The sequence below is a fragment of the Pseudomonas sp. UBA7530 genome (assembly GCF_002479365.1).
GTDB lineage: Bacteria > Pseudomonadota > Gammaproteobacteria > Pseudomonadales > Pseudomonadaceae > Aquipseudomonas.
This window is the reverse complement of the sequence record NZ_DLMS01000007.1, coordinates 69,180-88,304: the sequence shown is the minus strand read 5'-3', so window position 1 is coordinate 88,304 and position 19,125 is coordinate 69,180. Positions and strand designations below refer to the sequence as shown.

19 protein-coding genes are annotated in these 19,125 nt (G+C 64.3%); 7 read left to right on the top strand and 12 right to left on the bottom strand.

Features of this window, described 5'->3' with window-relative positions; genetic code table 11:
• The first annotated feature begins 34 nt into the window (after positions 1–34).
• Positions 35–487, top strand: a complete 453-nt coding sequence (gene cadR, locus B2U07_RS11850; protein WP_296277046.1) for a Cd(II)/Pb(II)-responsive transcriptional regulator — start codon at positions 35–37, stop codon at positions 485–487.
• Between the two features lie 6 nt (positions 488–493).
• Here cadR and B2U07_RS11845 read toward each other — a convergent pair whose 3' ends face one another.
• From B2U07_RS11845 to B2U07_RS11830, 4 genes are all read right to left on the bottom strand, one after another.
• Positions 494–1,405: an SdiA-regulated domain-containing protein gene (locus B2U07_RS11845; RefSeq protein WP_296277044.1), complete on the bottom strand. Its 912-nt coding sequence runs from the start codon at positions 1,403–1,405 to the stop codon at positions 494–496.
• A gap of 72 nt (positions 1,406–1,477) precedes the next feature.
• Complete coding sequence (locus B2U07_RS11840) at positions 1,478–1,825, bottom strand: NirD/YgiW/YdeI family stress tolerance protein (protein ID WP_197856752.1); 348 nt, start codon at positions 1,823–1,825, stop codon at positions 1,478–1,480.
• A gap of 239 nt (positions 1,826–2,064) precedes the next feature.
• Entirely contained in the window at positions 2,065–2,730 is a 666-nt protein-coding gene (locus tag B2U07_RS11835) for a fumarylacetoacetate hydrolase family protein (protein ID WP_197856751.1), read from the bottom strand.
• A gap of 344 nt (positions 2,731–3,074) precedes the next feature.
• A complete protein-coding gene (locus B2U07_RS11830) occupies positions 3,075–4,466 on the bottom strand; it encodes an FAD-binding oxidoreductase (protein WP_296277042.1) in 1,392 nt (463 codons plus the stop codon).
• 181 nt (positions 4,467–4,647) lie between these two features.
• Here B2U07_RS11830 and serA point away from each other — a divergent pair, with 181 nt between their 5' ends.
• Entirely contained in the window at positions 4,648–5,877 is a 1,230-nt protein-coding gene (gene serA / locus B2U07_RS11825; protein WP_296277040.1) for a phosphoglycerate dehydrogenase, read from the top strand.
• Positions 5,878–6,246: 369 nt separating this feature from the next.
• Here serA and B2U07_RS11820 read toward each other — a convergent pair whose 3' ends face one another.
• Entirely contained in the window at positions 6,247–6,738 is a 492-nt protein-coding gene (locus tag B2U07_RS11820) for a DUF523 domain-containing protein (protein WP_296277037.1), read from the bottom strand.
• A 16-nt stretch (positions 6,739–6,754) separates the two neighbouring features.
• Positions 6,755–7,378 carry a 2OG-Fe(II) oxygenase gene (locus B2U07_RS11815; protein ID WP_296277035.1) on the bottom strand — a complete coding sequence of 208 codons (624 nt, stop codon included), beginning with the start codon at positions 7,376–7,378 and terminating at the stop codon, positions 6,755–6,757.
• A 122-nt stretch (positions 7,379–7,500) separates the two neighbouring features.
• Between B2U07_RS11815 and B2U07_RS11810 the strand changes: the two genes are divergently transcribed.
• Positions 7,501–8,268: a hypothetical protein gene (locus B2U07_RS11810; protein ID WP_296277032.1), complete on the top strand. Its 768-nt coding sequence runs from the start codon at positions 7,501–7,503 to the stop codon at positions 8,266–8,268.
• 233 nt (positions 8,269–8,501) lie between these two features.
• Here B2U07_RS11810 and B2U07_RS11805 read toward each other — a convergent pair whose 3' ends face one another.
• Entirely contained in the window at positions 8,502–9,443 is a 942-nt protein-coding gene (locus tag B2U07_RS11805; RefSeq protein WP_296277030.1) for an alpha/beta hydrolase, read from the bottom strand.
• 123 nt (positions 9,444–9,566) lie between these two features.
• On the opposite strand from B2U07_RS11805, the gene B2U07_RS11800 reads away from it, so the two are divergent.
• Positions 9,567–10,148 (top strand): DUF6436 domain-containing protein, encoded by a 582-nt coding sequence (locus B2U07_RS11800; protein ID WP_275546822.1) that lies wholly within the window; start codon positions 9,567–9,569, stop codon positions 10,146–10,148.
• Between the two features lie 177 nt (positions 10,149–10,325).
• On the opposite strand, the gene B2U07_RS11795 is transcribed toward B2U07_RS11800, so the two are convergent.
• Positions 10,326–11,357, bottom strand: a complete 1,032-nt coding sequence (locus tag B2U07_RS11795; RefSeq protein ID WP_275546821.1) for an AraC family transcriptional regulator — start codon at positions 11,355–11,357, stop codon at positions 10,326–10,328.
• A gap of 120 nt (positions 11,358–11,477) precedes the next feature.
• Here B2U07_RS11795 and B2U07_RS11790 point away from each other — a divergent pair, with 120 nt between their 5' ends.
• Positions 11,478–13,856: a penicillin acylase family protein gene (locus B2U07_RS11790; RefSeq protein ID WP_275546820.1), complete on the top strand. Its 2,379-nt coding sequence runs from the start codon at positions 11,478–11,480 to the stop codon at positions 13,854–13,856.
• A 324-nt stretch (positions 13,857–14,180) separates the two neighbouring features.
• Here the strand turns inward: B2U07_RS11790 and B2U07_RS11785 are convergent, their stop codons facing one another.
• The gene (locus tag B2U07_RS11785; RefSeq protein ID WP_275546819.1) at positions 14,181–14,624 is read right to left on the bottom strand and encodes a hypothetical protein; all 444 of its coding nucleotides are present in this window, start codon (positions 14,622–14,624) and stop codon (positions 14,181–14,183) included.
• On the opposite strand from B2U07_RS11785, the gene trmL reads away from it, so the two are divergent.
• Complete coding sequence (gene trmL / locus B2U07_RS11780) at positions 14,623–15,084, top strand: tRNA (uridine(34)/cytosine(34)/5-carboxymethylaminomethyluridine(34)-2'-O)-methyltransferase TrmL (RefSeq protein ID WP_275546818.1); 462 nt, start codon at positions 14,623–14,625, stop codon at positions 15,082–15,084. The genes B2U07_RS11785 and trmL overlap by 2 nt on opposite strands.
• A gap of 1,066 nt (positions 15,085–16,150) precedes the next feature.
• On the opposite strand, the gene secB is transcribed toward trmL, so the two are convergent.
• From secB to B2U07_RS11765, 3 genes are read right to left on the bottom strand one after another with little or no spacing between them, the layout of a single operon-like run.
• Positions 16,151–16,636 (bottom strand): protein-export chaperone SecB, encoded by a 486-nt coding sequence (gene secB, locus B2U07_RS11775; RefSeq protein ID WP_275546817.1) that lies wholly within the window; start codon positions 16,634–16,636, stop codon positions 16,151–16,153.
• A 26-nt stretch (positions 16,637–16,662) separates the two neighbouring features.
• Entirely contained in the window at positions 16,663–16,923 is a 261-nt protein-coding gene (gene grxC / locus B2U07_RS11770) for a glutaredoxin 3 (protein WP_275546816.1), read from the bottom strand.
• Position 16,924: 1 nt separating this feature from the next.
• Complete coding sequence (locus B2U07_RS11765; RefSeq protein WP_197859257.1) at positions 16,925–17,338, bottom strand: rhodanese-like domain-containing protein; 414 nt, start codon at positions 17,336–17,338, stop codon at positions 16,925–16,927.
• Between the two features lie 147 nt (positions 17,339–17,485).
• Between B2U07_RS11765 and gpmI the strand changes: the two genes are divergently transcribed.
• Complete coding sequence (gene gpmI / locus B2U07_RS11760; RefSeq protein WP_275546815.1) at positions 17,486–19,018, top strand: 2,3-bisphosphoglycerate-independent phosphoglycerate mutase; 1,533 nt, start codon at positions 17,486–17,488, stop codon at positions 19,016–19,018.
• The last annotated feature ends 107 nt before the right edge of the window (positions 19,019–19,125 follow it).

The following is a 19,125-nucleotide window of genomic DNA, read 5'->3' as shown; positions in this document are numbered from 1 at the left end:
CACTATAGGGTCAAGCACCCACGGAGGCGATCGCATGAAAATCGGTGAATTGGCGAAGAAGGCCGGCTGCCAGGTGGAAACCGTGCGCTATTACGAGCGCGAGGGGCTGCTGCCGGCGCCCGCGCGAAGCGAAGGCAATTACCGCCTGTACGGCGACGAGCACCTGGAGCGCCTGGTGTTCATCCGCAATTGCCGGACGCTGGACATGACCCTGGAAGAAATCCAGCGGCTGTTGGCCCTGCGCGACCTGCCCCACGAAAGCTGCGCCGGCATCAACAGCCTGGTGGACGAACATATCGAGCACGTGGAGGCGCGCATCACCAGTCTGCTGGCGCTGCGCGACCAGCTAAGCGAACTGCGCGACCGCTGCAATGGCCCGCAGGAGGCGGAGGACTGCGGCATCCTGCGCCAGCTCAATGTCAGCGGCGGCGTGCAGCCCTTGCCCGATGACGGCCATACCCACGTCGGCAAGAGCCACGCGCACTGAGGGCAGTCACTGCGGCTTGCGAAAGACGTAGAACAGATTCGGTTCGCTGATCAGGTAGAGATTGCCCGCGTCATCCGTCGCCACGCCCTCGGCCTGCGGCACGCTGTGTTGCAGGCCATGCTGGCCGCGCAGCAGTGACAGGGTGCTGACCGGCTTGCCTGCGGCATTTAGCTCGATCACCAGGCGCGACTCGTCCGACAGGGCCAGCAGATGACCGGTCGCCGTATCGAAGTCGAGGCTGGAGAGGTCGCGCACGAACAGCCGCGCATCGCGCTTGGGATCGGTATTGACCTGCAGCGCCAACGGCTTGCTGTCATCGACATGCGGGAAGCCGAGCACTTCGAAGATGCGCACCGGGTCGCGCTCCTTGGCCACCAGCAGGCGCTGGTTCTGCGCGTCGTAGGCAAGGCCTTCGAAACCCTTGTTGCCGTTACGACCGATACCCAGCGAAAGCTGTTGGAAGTCGGCGGCATCGATCACCCGCGAGGCGCCATCGATACGCACCTTGACTAGGCGCTGCTCGCGCTCATCGGCAATCACATAGATGCCAGGCGCCACATATTCGATGGCCTCGGGATCACCAAACCCTTCGAGGTCGATGGTGCGCAGCAGGTCGCCCTGCAGGCTCAGCTCGATCACCTTGGCCGGCTTGTTGGTGACGCTGAACAGGCTGCGCCGGTCCGGGTCGTAGGTCAGCGCCGAGACGTCGCTGATATCGGCGATGGGCTTGGCCTCAATCACTACGCGGTAGTCGCCCAGCCACAACGACTGCCCGCGCCATTGCGCGCCATGCTGCCATTCCTGCACGGAGAACCAGGCTCGCTCGAACAGCCGGTACTGCTGGCCCAGTACAGCGGTGAGCACCAGCACGAAGAGCAGCAGATACAGCCAGGGATTGATGGAGAGCAGACGACGCATGGTGGATTACTCTGACTAACACGAAAAAGCCCGCCACGAACTGACGTGGCGGGCGGGCTGGGGGCATCGCGATCAGTTGATCAGCTCGACGCGATCCACATCGATCTCGCGGCTGTTGAAGTCCTTGTCGACTTCACCGGTCAGACGCACCTTGGCGGTTTCCGAAACTTGCTGACCCGGCCAGTCTTCATCGTCGATCTCGACCTGGATGGTGCCGGTGGCGTCCTTGAACTCGTAGAGCTCGTCCTGCAGGCGCTTGACGATCTGGCCTTCCAGTACCACATGGGTATCGTCGGCAGCTTCCAGCGCGGCGGACACGGTGGTGACCTGCGGGGTGGCGCCCGGGCCGGTGTAGCCAGTGGCGAAAGCGGCAGTGCTGAGCAGCGGCAGAACCATCAGAGCGAGAGCGGTACGTTTCATGGTGTGAACCTCGTTGTTCGTAAGTGACGGGGTCAGATTAGTGCCGCTAGCTGAAGCCAGACTGAATCGCCGCTTAAGCCAAGCTGAATCCGCCATCACTCGCTGGCAAGCGGTACCGGTTCGCTGAAGACGGAGTGAAACGACGACGAGGACGCTGTCCTCGTCGTCTCTGGCGGGGCTGCCTGACGCCCCCAACGCCCAAGGGTGATCTGTACCGAGCCCGCCGCGTCTACTAGCGCTTACAACACGCGGCTGCTGAAGCGACTGTGACCGACCAGCTCCAGCTCCAGCTCGTCGCCCTTGTTCAGGGCGCCGACGCCGACCGGCGTGCCAGTGAGAATCACGTCGCCCGGCTGCAGGGCGAAATGCCCGGCCATGTGCTGGATCATGGCGATGATGGGGTTGAGCATGTCGCGGCTGTTGCCGTCCTGGCGGGTCTCACCGTTGATGACCAGGCGAATGCCGATATCGGCCAGGTCCTCGATGGCATCGCCCGGCACGAAGGGCGCCAGTACGCAGGCACCATCGAAACTCTTGGCGATTTCCCAGGGGTAGCCCTTCTCCTTGAGCTTGGCCTGCACGTCGCGCAGGGTCAGGTCCAAAGCCGGGGCGAAGCCGCTGATGGCGTCGCGCACTTCCTCGGCATCGGGCCTCGATGACAGTGGCTTGCCGATCAGCACGGCGATCTCCGCCTCGTAGTGCACCGAGCCGCGATCATCGGGAATGCTGAAACCGCTATCGAGCGGCACCACGCAGGAGCCCGGCTTGATGAACAGCAACGGCTCGCTGGGCACCGGGTTGTTCAGTTCCTTGGCGTGCTCGGCGTAGTTGCGGCCGATGCAGACGACCTTGCCGAGCGGGAAGTGGACGGTGGTACCGTCGACGTACTGGTGCTGATAGCTCATCACCGACTCCTGTGTTGTTCGTATTGTGGGCATCGCGGCTTGTGGCCGGAGCCGTACCTTAATACGAAAGATGCTGCCGGAGTTAGCGCTTAGCGAGGGCGCGAATGCTGCGCGGTGTCGCGCCGGGCACAGCCCTACCTGTGGGAGCGGACTTGTCCGCGAATGAATGGCCGGGATCGATCAGGCGAGCATGTTGGCAATTTCACAGGGAAACCGCCAGGCAGTCTTCAAAGAGCAAAAGCTTCGCGGACAAGTCCGCTCCCACCAAGGGTCCCAGGGGTAGGTAAGGCTGGAGCGGTTTATACAGCTCCAGCCTTGCTACCCCTCATGCCGGCGCACCCCTCTTAGTTAAAGATCTTGCCGGGGTTCATGATGCCGTTGGGATCGAACACCGCCTTGATCGCCTTCATATAGGCGATCTCGGCTGGCGAGCGGCTGTATTGCAGGTAGTCGCGCTTGGTCATGCCAACGCCATGCTCGGCGCTGATCGAGCCGTTGTACTTGTCGACAATCTCGAACACCCACTTGTTGACCACCGCGCACTTGGCGAAGAAGTCTTCCTTGGCCAGCGTTTCAGGCTTGAGGATGTTCAGGTGCAGGTTGCCGTCACCGATGTGGCCGTACCAGAGCACGTCGAAATCCGGGTAGTTGGCCGAAACGATGTCGTCGATGTCCTTGAGGAAGGCCGGCACCTGGCCGACGGTCACGGAGATGTCGTTCTTGTAGGGCGTCCAGTGGCTGATGGTCTCGGAGATGTACTCGCGCAGCTTCCACAGGTTTTCCAGCTGCTGCTGGCTCTGGCTCATCACGCCATCGAGCACCCAGCCCTGCTCGACGCAGTGCTCGAAGGTCGCCAAGGCTTCGTTGGCCACGTCTTCGTTCAGCGCCTCGAACTCCAGCAGGGCGTAGAACGGCGTGCGGCTCTCGAACGGTGCCGGCACGTCGCCACGGCCGAGGATCTTTTCCAGGCAGCGGTCGGAGAAGAATTCGAAGGCGGTCAGGTCGAGCTTGCCCTGAAAGGCGTGCAGCACCGGCATGATCGAATCGAAATCCGGCGTGCCGAGCACCATCGCGGTGAGGTTCTTCGGCGCGCGCTCCAGGCGCATGGTGGCCTCGACGACGAAGCCCAGCGTGCCTTCGGCGCCGATGAACAGCTGACGCAGGTCATAGCCGGTGGCGTTCTTGATCAGATCGCGGTTCAGCTCCAGCAGCTCGCCGGTGCCGGTGACCACCTTCAGGCCAGCGACCCAGTTACGGGTCATGCCGTAGCGAATGACCTTGATTCCGCCGGCATTGGTGCCAATGTTGCCGCCAATCTGACTGGAACCGCTTGAAGCGAAATCCACCGGGTAATAAAGGCCCTTCTCTTCAGCGAACATCTGCAGCTGCTTGGTCACCACGCCCGGCTGGCAGACGACGGTGCGGTCGTATTCGTTGAATTCGACGATGCGGTTCATGTAGTCGAACGACACCACCACCTCACCATTGGCCGCCACCGCAGCGGCGGACAGCCCCGTGCGGCCGCCCGACGGCACCAGAGCGATCTTGTGCTGATTGGCCCAGCGCACGATGGCCTGCACCTGCTCGGTGGACTTGGGGAAGACGATGGCCGAAGGCGCCGGAGCGAACTGCTTGGTCCAGTCCTTGCCGTAGGTTTCCAGGGAATCGGCATCGGTCAGCACCTTGCCGGGCTCAACCAGGGTCTTCAGCTCTTCGATCTGGGCGGGGGTGGTCATCTACGGAACTCTCAAAGGATTCATGGTCGCCCTGAGAACCATTCAGGTCGCAACCGAGCATTGAAAAAGGCGAACATGCTAGCATACGCACCCCGTGAATCGAGCCATGCAGCGATCTGCGGGCGCTGGCTGAGTTTCTCGGCCCTTCCCTGAAAACACCCCTGGGACAACAGGTACTCCGATGAGCAAGACCTCTCTCGACAAGAGCAAGATCAAGTTCCTTCTTCTCGAAGGCGTCCACCAGAATGCCGTAGACACGCTGAAGGCCGCCGGCTACAGCAACATCGAGTACCTCAAGACCGCCCTGTCCGGCGATGAGCTGAAAGAGAAGATCGCCGACGCGCACTTCATCGGCATCCGCTCGCGCACCCAGCTGACCGCCGAGGTCTTCGATTGCGCGAAGAAACTGGTGGCCGTCGGCTGCTTCTGCATCGGCACCAACCAGGTCGACCTGGACGCTGCCCGCGAGCGCGGTATCGCCGTGTTCAACGCGCCCTACTCCAACACCCGTTCGGTGGCAGAACTGGTACTGGCCCAGGCCATTCTGCTGCTGCGCGGCATTCCCGAGAAGAACGCCTCCTGCCACCGCGGTGGCTGGATCAAGTCGGCAGCCAACTCCTTCGAGATCCGCGGCAAGAAGCTGGGCATCATCGGCTATGGCTCCATCGGTACCCAGCTCTCGGTACTGGCCGAGGCCATGGGCATGCAGGTGTTCTTCTACGACACCGTGACCAAGCTGCCGCTGGGTAACGCCACGCAGATCGGCGACCTGTACGAGCTGCTGGGCCTGTGCGACATCGTCTCGCTGCACGTACCGGAGCTGCCGTCCACCCAGTGGATGATCGGCGAGAAGGAAATCCGCGCCATGAAGAAGGGCGGCATCCTGATCAACGCCGCACGCGGCACCGTGGTCGAGTTGGATCACCTGGCCAATGCGATCAAGGACGAGCACCTGATCGGCGCGGCTATCGACGTGTTCCCGGTCGAGCCCAAGTCCAACGACGAAGAGTTCGAAAGCCCGCTGCGCGGTCTGGATCGCGTGATCCTGACCCCGCACATCGGTGGTTCCACCGCCGAAGCGCAGGCCAACATCGGCCTGGAAGTCGCCGAGAAGCTGGTCAAGTACAGCGACAACGGTACTTCCGTGTCCTCGGTCAACTTCCCGGAAGTCGCCCTGCCGGCGCACCCGGGCAAGCACCGCCTGCTGCACATCCACGAGAACGTGCCGGGCGTGATGAGCGAGATCAACAAGGTGTTCGCCGACAACGGCATCAATATCTCCGGCCAGTTCCTACAGACCAACGACAAGGTCGGCTACGTGGTGATCGACGTCGACGCCGATTACTCCGACCTGGCACTGGAGAAACTGCAGCAGGTCAACGGCACCATCCGCAGCCGCGTGCTGTTCTAAGCCGGAGCTGCTGCGCGTCGGCGATACGGCGTTGGGAACGACCTCGGAGATGCTCATTTACTGACGTAAACTCCGCTCTCCGCGGTCGCTCCTGCCTTGTCTCGCTCTAGCTCGCGAGCCCCGGTGGTATGTAGAAATGAAAAAGGGAGGCCTCGGCCTCCCTTTTTCTTTGCCCGCGATTTGTCGGCGGGCAATTGTAGGAGCGAGCTCTGCTCGCGAAGCATCTGTTCGCGAGCAGAGCTCGCTCCTACAAGGCCACGGTGACGCCCTCGCGCGGCACTGGCGCAGCCTTCGTAATCCTAGGGGTGCGCCGTACGCACCGGCTAAAGGCCGCGACAGTTTCATGCCCCGGATTGCATCCGGGCTACATCAAGCCTGCTCCAACCGCGCCAGCTCGGCAGCCGCATCACCGAGCTGCGTTTCGTTGAACACCGTCACCCCGGCTCGCTTCAACAAGGCCGCAGTGACGCCCTCGCCCGGCACCCGCACACCACCGAAGCTGCCGTCGTAGTTCTCCAGATTGCCGCACGATGGGCTGCGCGCCTTAAGCAGGGCCAGCTGGATGCCATGCTCACGCACCAAGGCCAGCGCCTGCTCGGCGCCGTCGACGAAGGCGGCGGTAACATCCTCACCCTCGATCGTCAGCACCGGCAATCGGCCGTCCAGCACCGCGCTGCCCTGGCCACCACGGATCTCCGCCGGCGGACGCGGTGTAGGCAAGCCTCCCGCCACTTCCGGACACAGCGCCACTACCCGCCCCTCGTCCAGCCACTGCTGAAGCAGATCGAAGGGGCCATGGGCGCCACCGTCGTAGCGCACCCGGTGCCCGAGCAGGCAGCGGCTGACCAGTATCTTGTGCATCGACTCCCTCCCTCGCTCAGAGCACGTCCGTGCCGCGGCGCCGGAACCAGCCCGTCAGCGACAGCCGCTCGCGGGTGGCGGGCAGCACCTCATGGGGCATTTCTCCGGAAAGAAACAGCGCCAGGGTGCCCGCCTGCGGCAGCACGTCATGCTCGCGCCCGTCATTCAGGTACAGGCGCAGCGCGCCGCCCTGCTCGGCCTGCCAGTTGTCGTTCAGGTACAGCACCGCCGAGACCGTACGTCGATCATCGTCACGGAAGCGGTCGAGATGGCGCAGGTAGAAAGCGCCCGGCTCGTAGCAGGCAAAATGGCACTCGAAATCCTCGAGCCCGAGAAACAGCTCCTGATTCAGCGTCTGGCGCAGCTCGTCCATCAGTTGCATATAGCGGTCACAGGCCTCGCTCTCGCCTGGCTCCAGCCACTGGATACGATCCCCGCGAATGCCCTCCTGCACCTGCTGGGCGCTGCCACGGCCAACACTGGCCGCGCTCAGCTCGCCACTGCGCTCACGCTTACGGCACTCGCTGGCCAGTTCGCGGGTCAGAATCTCAGGGGCGAACAACGCCCGTTGCGACCAGCCCTGGCTGTCGAGGTCGTCTATAAGGTTGGAAAAGATGTCTTGCTGGCAGGGTTCGGTCATGGCGGCGATTGTACAGCGCCGGATGGCCGCTAGACATAGCTCGACAAGCCCCTGTCAGCCACCGAAAATAACCGGCCGCAGCAGCCTGCGGCCGGCTGGGAAAGTTTGCCAAGGAGTTCTCGATGCGCGTTCTGTTTGCCCTGTTGCTGATTGGCCTGAGCTGGCCGGCCCTGGCCGACGATCACCTGCGCCTTTACCAGGCTGCAGGCTGGCCGCAACAGCGCGAACATTTCAACCAGGCACTCGACGCCGCCCAGCAGCGCTACCGCAGCACACTGCCACCGGCGGTGTTCCAGGCACTGGTGGATAACAGCAACCGCCGCTTCGCCGCTGCCGCCATCGATCAGCGCGCGCAGAACAGCCTACGCGTGGAGCTGGCCGACCCGCAGCCGGCGCTGGCCTTCTTCGAATCTGCGCTGGGTCGCAAGATCGTCGCCGCAGAGACGCTGGCTACCCGCAGCGATCAGTTGGCCAAGTACGCCAACGGCCTACCGCGCACCGACGCCGACGCCACCCGTCGCCTGCTGATTCGTCACCTGGCCCAGGCCATTCCCGCCAAGGAGGCCGGCGCCGAAGTCAGCCTGGCACTGGCCGGCGTGGCGGCCGACAGCCTCAGCCAGATGATTCCCGGCCTGCTCGGCGGCGGCGAGGCCCAGGGGCTGCTCAATGGCCAGCGCGAGCGCCTGATGGCGCAGATCGAGCAGGACCTCGACAACACCCTGTTGCACGTCTACCGCGAGCTGAGCGATCCGGAGCTGGAGCAATTCGTCGAATTCGCCCAATCCGACGCCGGCAAGGCCTATTACCAGGCCGCCCTGCAATCGCTGCGTGCCGGCCTGGCCGTGGGCATGAGCACCAACGAGCTGGAGCCCGCGCCCCAGGGCATCTGAAACCAGCGTGAGTCGGCGCGCTCATGTAGGAGCGAATTCATTCGCGATTCTTGCGGTTCCGGCGCCAATGCCCATCGCGGATAAATCCGCTCCTACCCCTCTCCTGGCAACCGTCGCCTCAGGATATCTGAAATGCGACGCCCCTTGTAGGAGCGAATTTATTCGCGATCCCAGCGGTTCCGGCGCTAACGCCCATCGCGGGTAAATCCGCTCCTACCTGAGGCCGCAAGGAATCACGCCAGTCGCTCGCGCAGGAAATCGAAGTAGCGCCGCCGCAGCGCCTCGTTCTCATTGGCCAGATGATGGCGCGCCTCAGTCAGGCGCAGAACCTCGGGCTGACGGAACTTGTCCTGCAATACCTCGAGGTTATAGCGCCAGTCCACCGTCATGTCCGCCTCGCCCTGAATGATCAGCGGGCTGTGTTCACTGCGCCCGGCCGCCTCGATCCTCGGCACCCACTGAGCCAACGCACCAACCCAGGAGGTCGGCAGGCTGCGCGGCTGCAGCGGGTCGAGGTTGTGCACGAAATCGATGAAGGTGGCGTCACTGGAGTTGTCGCTGAAGCGCCGCGGGATCTCGCGCACGAAAGGGCTGAGCAGGCGATAGCTGAGCTTCGACCAGCCCCAGGCACGCGGCCGCACCAGCGGCGCGAGGAGGATGCTCTGCCCCAGCTCCGGCCGTTTGCCATCGGCGAGCAGATAATCCAGCAGAATCGCGCCGCCCGTGCTCTGGCCACACAGATGCCAGGGTTGTGGCAGCCCGAGGTCGCTGGCCTGCTCGAACAGGCCACTGAGAACCTGCTGATATTCGGCGAAGTCACTGATGCTGGCGCGTGCACCGCTGGACAGGCCATGCCCCGGCAGATCGCAGGCGAGCACGGCGAAATTCATGCTCAGCGCCCAATCGACCACGTGCCGGTACAGGCCCATATGATCGTAATAGCCGTGCAGCAATAGCAGGGTGCCCTGCGGCTCGGCCGGCGCCCACAGCTGCACGGCGATCTGGTAGCCGGCGGCATTGAAGCTGCCGAGGCGGTTGTCCAGACCAGCAAAGCGCGCAGCCAGGTCGAAGCCGTAGAAGCTACGATAGGCCTGCAGTGCGGGCAAATCCAGGCGTGCTGCGGCCAAGGGTCGCAGCAGAGGGCGTAGTTGATCGGGCTGAAACGGCTCTGACATAAGGCTTCCCATCAATTGCGGGCGAATGTTGGGCGATCCCCGCGACAACTCCTCGAATGCTGCGATATTCAGCTGCCAGGCGCATCGTGGCAAGCTACACGCCCTTTTTTACCTGGCCCGATCATGCCCCGCCTGTCCCGCAAGAACCTGCTCATTGCCCTGCTCACCCTGGCCTCGCTGGTCGGTCTGGCGCTGGCCTACCGCTGGTTCGAAACGCGTTACCTGCGCACCTTCGACGAGCGCGCAGCAGTGTTCTCCGGCGCCGAGCTGCAGCTGCCCGCCGAGCTGAGCGGACCCGGCGCGATCCGCCTGGTGCACTTCTGGGACCCGGCCTGCCCGTGCAACGTCGGCAACCAGCAGCATCTCGCCGAGCTGATCGAACACTATGCCCCGCAAGGCGTGCAGTTCCATGTCGTACAAAAGCCCGGCAGCCAGGGCCGCCTGCCCGCCGAACTGGCTGCGCTGCAGCCCTTGGGCGAACTGCCCGGCAGCGCCAACCTGCCGGCCAGCCCCGCCGTCGCGATCTGGGACAGGCAGGGCCGACTGGCCTACTTTGGCCCTTACAGCGAAGGCCTGGTGTGCAACTCGAGCAACAGCTTCATCGAACCCATACTCGAAGCGCTGGCAGCCGGACGCAAGGTGGACGCCAGCAACACCCTGGCGGTGGGCTGCTTCTGTGAGTGGGCCGAACCCGACGCCGAATGACCCCGCAGGGTGGGTTAGCGACGCTCGTGGCAAATCGCACAGGCGCCGCGCAGGTAGTGCGTCGCGTAACCCACCAGGCGGTAGATCGCGTTGCGCCGGCGGTGGGTTACACCGCAGCTGATATGGCGAGTCGACTGATAATTGCGACAGGCGGCTAACCCATCTTACGAAAGCGCCTCAACCGCTAGTCAATCCGTGGCGCGCCACCAAACCACGTGGCGTGTCGCCCTGCCAGCGGCGAAAGGCGCGGTAGAACGGCGACAGTTCGGCGAAACCGCAGGCTCGTGCCACTTCGCGGACGCCCAGGCCCTGATCGAGCAGGCGCAGCGCACGCAAACGGCGCACTTCATCGTGCAACGTACGAAAGCTGCTGCCCTGCTCGCTCAGGGCCCGCTGCAAGGCACTGCGATTGCTACCCAGAGCCAGCGCACAGGCCTCCAGACTGCAGGTCGCATTGCCCAGATTGACCTCCAGCCAGTAGCGCACCCGCACCAGCAACTGGTTCTCCACCAGCTCCGCCAACTGCTTCTCGGCCTCCTCGCTGAGCACATCGAACAGCCGCGGGTTGGCGCTGCGCGAGGGCCGCGAAAGCAGTGCACGCGGCAGAATCAGCGCATCGTGCGGCTGCGCGAACCGCGGCTCGACGCCGAGCAGACGGCGATGCTCGGCGAGCTTGCGCGGCGCCCGGTGGCGAAACTCGACGCCCACCAGCGGCAGCTCGCCGCCGGCAGCCGCGGCCAGCATCTTGCTAAGCAGCACCGCCAGGCATTCCATTTGCTGGCGCAATGAGCCGACTTCGCGGTAGTTGAGATCGATCACCAGGCGCGCTTCATCGCCCTGCTCCTCCAAGCGCGCAGCAAAACCACCGGAGAGGATGTGCTGGAAGCGCACGAAGGCCTGCAGGCCCTGGCGAAGATCGCGCGCCGCCAGCAACAGGTAGCTGACCACATCCATCGGCCGCGGCTGCATCCTCTCGCCCAGATGCAGGCCGATGTCGACATCGCCGCTGATGCCTTCCAACGCCTGCCAGAAGCGCGGTGCGTTGTCGTGCTCCTCGCGCGCTTCCAGCAGCGGCGCCGCCAGCGGCACACCGGCATAGGCACGGCGGTAGGTATCGGTCGGATCGAACCCCAGCGCAGCCAGGGCCTCGTAGAGCAGCCGGCGCAGGGTCGAGGAATGGGTCAGGGCAACGAATGCGTTATCGGTCATGGCGGCTTCGAATATGTATTGACCATAGACTTTCAGCATTGAGGCATATGGTCAATGCCGATACGTATGCGCCTGAGCAAAATGCCTGCACGCTTGCCTCACAACAATAAGGATCGCTGGATGAAACGTTCCCTGACCGCCCTTGCGCTGGTGATTGCCGCAGCCGCAGGCGGCCTGACCTGGTACCTGCACGACAAACAACCGCAACGCGACGGCGAGCTGGTGCTCGGCGCGCTGCAGGCACCGGTCACTGTCGACTACGACGAACGCGGCGTGCCGCATATCCACGCCGAAGATGAAGCGGACATGTACCGCGCCCTCGGTTTCGTCCACGCCCAGGATCGCCTTTTCCAGATGGAGCTGCTGCGGCGCCTGGCGCGCGGTGAACTGGCCGAGGTGCTCGGCGAGAAGCTGGTGCCCACCGACCGCCTGTTCCGCACCCTGGAAATCGGCCGTCATGCCGACGCCTACGCCGCGCGCCTGGACGCGGACAGCCCATCCACCCAGGCCCTGCAGCACTACCTCGAAGGGGTCAACCAGTACCAGGCCAGCCGCCCGCACCCGCTGGAGTTCGACCTGCTGGGCATCGAGCCGCGCCCCTTCACCATCGCCGACACCCTCAGCGTCGCCGGCTACATGGCCTACAGCTTCGCTGCAGCCCTGCGCACCGAGCCGGTGATGACCCATATCCGCGACCAGTTGGGCGCCGACTACCTCAAGCTCTTCGATCTCGACTGGCACCCGCAGGGTGTGGTCGGTACCGCCCTCGCCGCCAGCGACTGGCAGGACCTATCCGCCCTCGCCCAGCTCAGCAACGGCGCCCTGGAGGGCACCGGCCTGCCCCAGTTCGAGGGCAGCAACGCCTGGGCCGTTTCCGGCAGCCGCACCGCCAGCGGCAAGCCGTTGCTGGCCGGCGACCCGCACATTCGCTTCTCGCTGCCGGCCGTCTGGTACGAAGCGCATCTGCAGGCACCCGGCTACGAGCTGTACGGCTACCACCATGCGTTGATTCCCAGCGCCATGCTCGGGCATAACCGCGACTTCGCCTGGAGCCTGACCATGTTCCAGAACGACGACCTCGACCTGATCGCCGAGCGAGTCAACCCGGGCAACCCCAATCAGGTCTGGTACCAGGGCGGCTGGGTCGACCTCGAGCAACGCACGGAAACCATCCGCGTCAAGGACGCCGAGCCGGTGCAGATCACTCTGCGCCGTTCGCCGCACGGGCCGATCATCAACGATGCCCTGGGCCAGACCACCGGCAGCACGCCGATCGCCATGTGGTGGGCCTTCCTCGAAACCGACAACCCTATGCTCGATGCCTTCTACCAGCTCAACCGTGCCGACAGCCTGGACAAGGCCCGCGCTGCGGTCGAGAAGATCGAGGCACCCGGGCTCAACGTGATCTGGGCCAACGCCGGCGGCGATATCGGCTGGTGGGCCGCGGCCAAGCTGCCGCTGCGCCCGGAAGGCGTCAACCCGACCTTCATTCTCGACGGCGCCAGCGGTGATGCCGACAAGCTCGGCTATCACCCCTTCAGCGCCAACCCGCAGGAGGAGAATCCGCAGCGCGGCTACATCCTCTCGGCCAACTACCAGCCCGTGCCGGCCAGCGGTATCGAGATTCCCGGCTACTACAACCTGCCTGATCGCGGCCAACGCCTGAACCAGCACCTGAGCGATGCCTCGGTGAAATGGGATACGCACAACAGCCAGGCGCTGCAGCTCGATCCAGGCACCGGCTACGGCCCACGCCTGCTTGCGCCGATTCTCGACGAACTGCGCAGCGCAGCGGCGAACGATCAGGAGCGCGCGCTGGTGGAGCAACTGGCGCAGTGGAATGGCGACCACGCACTCGATTCCGTGGCGGCCACCCTGTTCAACCAGCTGACCTATCAACTCGCCCACGAAGCCATGGCCGACGAACTGGGCGAGGTGTTCTTCGACAGCCTGCTGCAAACCCGCGCGCTCGACACTGCGCTGCCGCGCCTGACCGCCAATGCCGACTCGCCCTGGTGGAATCGCCAGGGTAGCGAGCAGCGCGAGAGCCGCGCGCAGATCGTCGCCGAGGCCTGGCGCGCCAGCCTGGAGCACCTGCGCAGCGTTTTTGGCGACGATGTCGAAGCGTGGGCCTGGGGCCGTGGCCACACCCTCACTCACAGCCATCCGCTTGGCCAGCAGCAGCCGCTGGCCTGGCTGCTCAACGTCGGCCCGTTGGCCGCGCCTGGCGGCCATGAAACGCCGAATAACCTGTCGCACAAGATCGGCCCGGCGCCCTGGCCCGTGGTCTATGGTCCCTCGACCCGACGCCTGGTCGACCTGGGTGACGCAGGCAACGCCCTGGGCGGCGTTCCCGTGGGCCAGAGCGGCGTACCTTTCGACAGGCACTATGGCGATCAGGCCGCTGTCCATGTGGCTGGCGAGTATCAGCCGCAGCACTTGAGCGAAGCCGACATCAAAGCCAACAGCCAGGGCACGCTGAAGCTGCTGCCTCGCTGACGCGCCTAACTGCGGTGTGGTGCACCTGCGGTGCACCGCGCTGCACGCTGGTGCACCACGGCGCCGCAATTGGCGCCGTGGCCCTCGCCCGAGGGCCTGGAGCCCAGAGAAATCGCGGCCTTGCCGCTTCGGTAATAAAATTGGCACACCACCTGCATATGCTAAGGCAATCCCAGTTTTGGGGACCTTGGTACAGGCAGGCCGGGGAATCCCCTTCTTTATTCAACGCGACAACGCGTCATGCAGTGCGCCACGGCTCGGTCAACGAGCACGGCGCCACCCGTTTCGGGGACCTTGGTACAGGCAGGCCGGGGAATCCCCTCTTTATTTGGGACGCAGCGCCAGGCGCGCACGCCAACGTCCATCCTCCCACGCACCGCGCCACTCCCCGTCCAGCGGGCGAGCTGACACCAGCACCAGCAGCAGATCCCGTCCGTCACGTTCCAGGCGCCAGTTCACCAGACCCAGCGGTAGCTGGAGCTGGCCAGCACGCACTCGCCCATAGGCATCCTCGTAGCGATACACCAGGGCGCCGTCGATATGCTCGCTTTGTGCCTGCGGCTCGCGGTTGAGCGAGAGCTGCAGCCCCTGTTCCCAGGGCTCGATCTCCTCGATATGCAAACGTGGCGGATCGAACAGACGCCCGAGCATCAACCCGACGAGAAAGGCGATCAGCATCACCGACGCCATAAAACGCCAGCGCAAACGCGGCCGCGGATCTTCCGGCGGCGTAGAATGGCGCTCGTCCCAGTGCTCGGAGTGCTGCATGTTTCACGTCATCCTCTTTCAACCGGAAATTCCACCGAATACCGGCAACATTATCAGGCTGTGCGCCAACAGCGGCTGCCAGTTGCACCTGATCGAGCCGCTGGGCTTCGAGCTGGACGACAAGCGCCTGCGCCGTGCTGGCCTGGATTATCACGAATACGCCACGCTCAAGCGCCACCCTGACCTGCAGAGTTGCCTTGAATCCCTCGGCCAGCCACGCCTGTTCGCCTTCACCACCAAGGGCTCGCAGCCGTTCCACGAGATTGCTTACCAGCCCGGCGACGCCTTCCTGTTCGGCCCGGAAAGCCGTGGCCTGCCGGAAGAGGTGCGCAACGCCTTGCCGCCACAGCAGCGCGTACGCCTGCCGATGCGCGAGGGTTGCCGTAGCCTGAACCTGTCCAATACCGTAGCCGTCACCGTGTACGAGGCCTGGCGGCAGAACGGTTTCGCAGGCAGCTGAGAAGCCACTCCCACAGGTTGACGCAGCGGCATTCTGTGGGAGCGGACTCATCCGCGAAGCTTCCTGCCCCGATTCGCGGACAAGTCCGCTCCCACAAAAAGGCCTGGCGCGGCTTGCCTACTGGACTACCGGCTTGCGCAAACCTTGTGGGAGCGGTCTTGACCGCGAAGCTCTCCCGCCCCAACTCGCGGACAAGTCCGCTCCCCCAAAAACGGCCTGGCGCGGCTTGCCTTCCGGACTACCGGCTTGCGCGAACCCTGTGGGAGCGGTCTTGACCGCGAAGCTTTCCCGCCCCAACTCGCGGACAAGTCCGCTCCCACAAAAAGGCCTGGCGCGGCTTGTCTTCCGGACTGCCGGCTTGCGCGAGCCCTGTGGGAGCGGTCTTGACCGCGAAGCTTTCCCGCCCCGATTCGCGGACAAGTCCGCTCCCACAAAAACGGCCTGGCGCGGCTTATCTTCCGGACTGCCGGCTTGCGCGAACCCTGTGGGAGCGGTTTTGACCGCGAAGCTTTCCCACCCCGACTCGCGGACAAGTCCGCTCCCACAAAAACGGCCTGGCGCGGCTTGTCTTCCGGACTGCCGGCTTGCGCGAACCCTGTGGGAGCGGTCTTGACCACGAAGCTTTCCCGCCCCGATTCGCGGACAAGTCCGCTCCCACAAAAAACGGCCTGGCGCGGCTTGTCTTCCGGACTACCGGCTTGCGCGAGCCCTGTGGGAGCGGTCTTGACCGCGAAGCTTTCCCGCCCCGATTCGCGGACAAGTCCGCTCCCACAAAAACGGCCTGGCGCGGCTTGCCTGCCGGACTGCCGGCTTGCGCGAACCCTGTGGGAGCGGTTTTGACCGCGAAGCTTTCCCACCCCGACTCGCGGACAAGTCCGCTCCCACAAAAACGGCCTGGCGCGGCTTGCCTTCCGGACTACCGGCTTGCGCGAACCTTGCGGGAGCGGTCTTGACCGCGAAGCTTTCTGCCCCGATCCGCGGACATGGACTCACCCACGCCGATGCACAAATGAAAACGCCGCGATTGCTTGATGCAATCACGGCGTTTCCTGAAACCAGAGGCGGCTTATTGAGCCGTGGTCTCGCCGGCCTGCTGCATGCGCTGCAGCTCCTGGGCGTACAGTGCGTCGAAGTTCACCGGCGACAGCATCAGGGCCGGGAACGAGCCGCGGGTCACCAGGCTGTCCAGCGCTTCACGGGCGTACGGGAACAGGATGTTCGGGCAGAAGGCGCCGAGGGTGTGGCTCATCGAGGCGGCGTCGAGGCCCTTGATCAGGAAGATACCGGCCTGCTGCACTTCAGCGATGAAGGCGACCTCTTCGCCGTTCTTCACGGTCACAGACAGAGTCAGCACCACCTCATGGAAGTCTCCTTCCAGGGCCTTCTGGCGGGTGTTGAGGTCCAGACCGACGCTCGGCGTCCACTCCTGACGGAAGATTTCCGGGCTCTTCGGCGCTTCGAAGGACAGGTCCTTGACGTAAATGCGCTGCAGGGAAAATTGCGGGCTCTGCTCGTCAGCGGCGGCAGCTGGATTGTTTGCTTGTTCGGTCATGGCCTTGTCTTCCTTAAATAGCGGGATTATTCGGAGCTCTTGAGCAGCGCGTCGAGCTTGCCGGCGCGCTCCAGGGCATAGAGGTCGTCACAGCCACCGACATGGGTGCTGCCGATCCAGATTTGCGGCACCGAGGTGCGCCCGGCCTTGCGGGTCATCTCTGCGCGGATGGCCGGCTGCCCGTCGACACGAATTTCTTCGAAGTCCACCCCTTTGCTGGTCAGCAGTTGCTTGGCACGAATGCAATAGGGGCACCAGTCGCTGGAGTAGATGACAACGTGGCTCATATCACTTCACCAGCGGCAGGTTGTCGCCGCGCCAGGTAGCGATGCCACCGGACAGCTTGGCGGCGGTGAAGCCGGCCTTCTTCAGCTCGCGAGCGATACTGCCGGCGTGCTGACCCATGGCGTCGACGACGACGATAGTCTTGGCCTTGTGCTTTTCCAGTTCGCCGATACGTGCAACCACCTTGTCATAAGGGATGTGCAGCGAGCCGACGATATGGCCGGCGGAAAAGTCCTTCTGCGCGCGCACATCGAGCACCACGCCCTTGTCGCCGTTGACCAGCGCGGTGAGTTCGCGGCTCGACAGGCTCTGCCCGCCCTTGCGCATTTCGGTGACGATCAGCAGCACCAGCAGAACGACGAACATTCCTGCCAGGACGTAGTGATTAATGATGAATTCAATCAGGTTGGCGAACATCTATATGGCCCAGGACGGTAAAATGCCGGCCAGTATACACAGCCCCACAGGTCGGCCAAACCCCGTCTGGCAGTGACGCGCCAGGCGCTTGGCCCTAAAATGCCGGGCTGTTCCCTTGCCCCCTCAGACGCAGAGCGAGCCAGTTTAATGAGTGCCACGCCAAAACCCTTGGTCCTGATCATCCTCGACGGCTTCGGTCACAGCGACAACCCCGAATACAACGCCATCCACGCCGCCAGCACGCCGGTCTACGACCGCCTGCGCGCCACCTACCCGCACGGCCTGATCTCCGGTAGCGGCATGGACGTCGGCCTGCCGGACGGGCAGATGGGCAACTCCGAAGTCGGCCACATGAACCTCGGCGCCGGTCGCGTGGTTTACCAGGACTTCACCCGCGTGACCAAGGCGATCCGCGACGGCGAATTCTTCGATAACGCGACGATCAACCAGGCCGTGGACAAGGCCGTCGCCGCCGGCAAGGCCGTGCACATCCTCGGCCTGCTCTCCGACGGCGGCGTGCACAGCCACCAGGATCACATCGTCGCCATGGCCGAACTGGCCGCCAAGCGCGGCGCCGAGAAGATCTACCTGCATGCCTTCCTCGACGGCCGCGACACCCCGCCAAAAAGCGCGCAACCGTCCATCGAGCTGCTCGACTCCGCCTTCGCCCGCCTCGGCAAGGGCCGCATCGCCAGCATCACCGGCCGCTACTTCGCCATGGACCGCGACAACCGCTGGGACCGCGTCGAGCAGGCCTACCACCTGATCGTCGACGGTGCCGGCCAGTTCAACGCCGCCAGCGCCACCGACGGCCTGCAGGCCGCCTACGAGCGCGGCGAGAGCGACGAGTTCGTCAAGGCCACCACCATCGGCGCGCCGGTGCAGGTCGAGGACGGCGACGCCGTGGTATTCATGAACTTCCGCGCCGACCGCGCCCGCGAACTGACCCGCGCCTTCGTCGAACCCGACTTCAAGGAGTTCGAGCGCAAGCGTGCGCCGCAGGTCGGCTTCGTCATGCTCACCCAGTATGCGGCGAGCATCAAAGCCCCCAGCGCCTTCGCCCCGGAAGCCCTGACCAACGTGCTCGGCGAATACCTGGCGAAGAACGGCAAGACCCAGCTGCGCATCGCCGAGACCGAGAAGTACGCCCACGTCACCTTCTTCTTCTCCGGCGGCCGCGAAGAGCCGTTCGAGGGCGAAGAGCGCATCCTGATTCCGTCGCCGGACGTCGCCACCTACGATCTGAAGCCGGAAATGAGCGCGCCGGAAGTCACCAACAAGATCGTCGATGCCATCGAAAACCAGCGTTATGACGTGATCATCGTCAACTACGCCAACGGCGACATGGTCGGCCATACCGGCGTGTTCGAGGCTGCGGTCAAGGCCGTGGAAACCCTCGACAGCTGCGTCGGCCGCATCACCGCCGCGCTGGAGAAGGTCGGCGGCGAAGCGCTGATCACAGCCGACCACGGCAACGTCGAGCAGATGGAAGACGAATGCACCGGCCAGGCGCACACCGCCCACACCTGCGAGCCGGTGCCGTTCATCTACGTCGGCCAGCGTCCGGCGCGCATCCGCGAAGGCGGCGTGCTGGCCGATGTGGCGCCGACCCTGCTCAAGCTGATGGGCCTGGAACAACCGGCCGAGATGACCGGCAAGACCATCGTCGAACTGGAATAGAACGCAAGAATCGTAGCCCGGATGCAATCCGGAGATCGCCCCCCGGGTTGCATCCGGGCTACGCGCCACTTTCGCTCTTCTTACCGCTTGCGGCTTGCAGCTTGCCG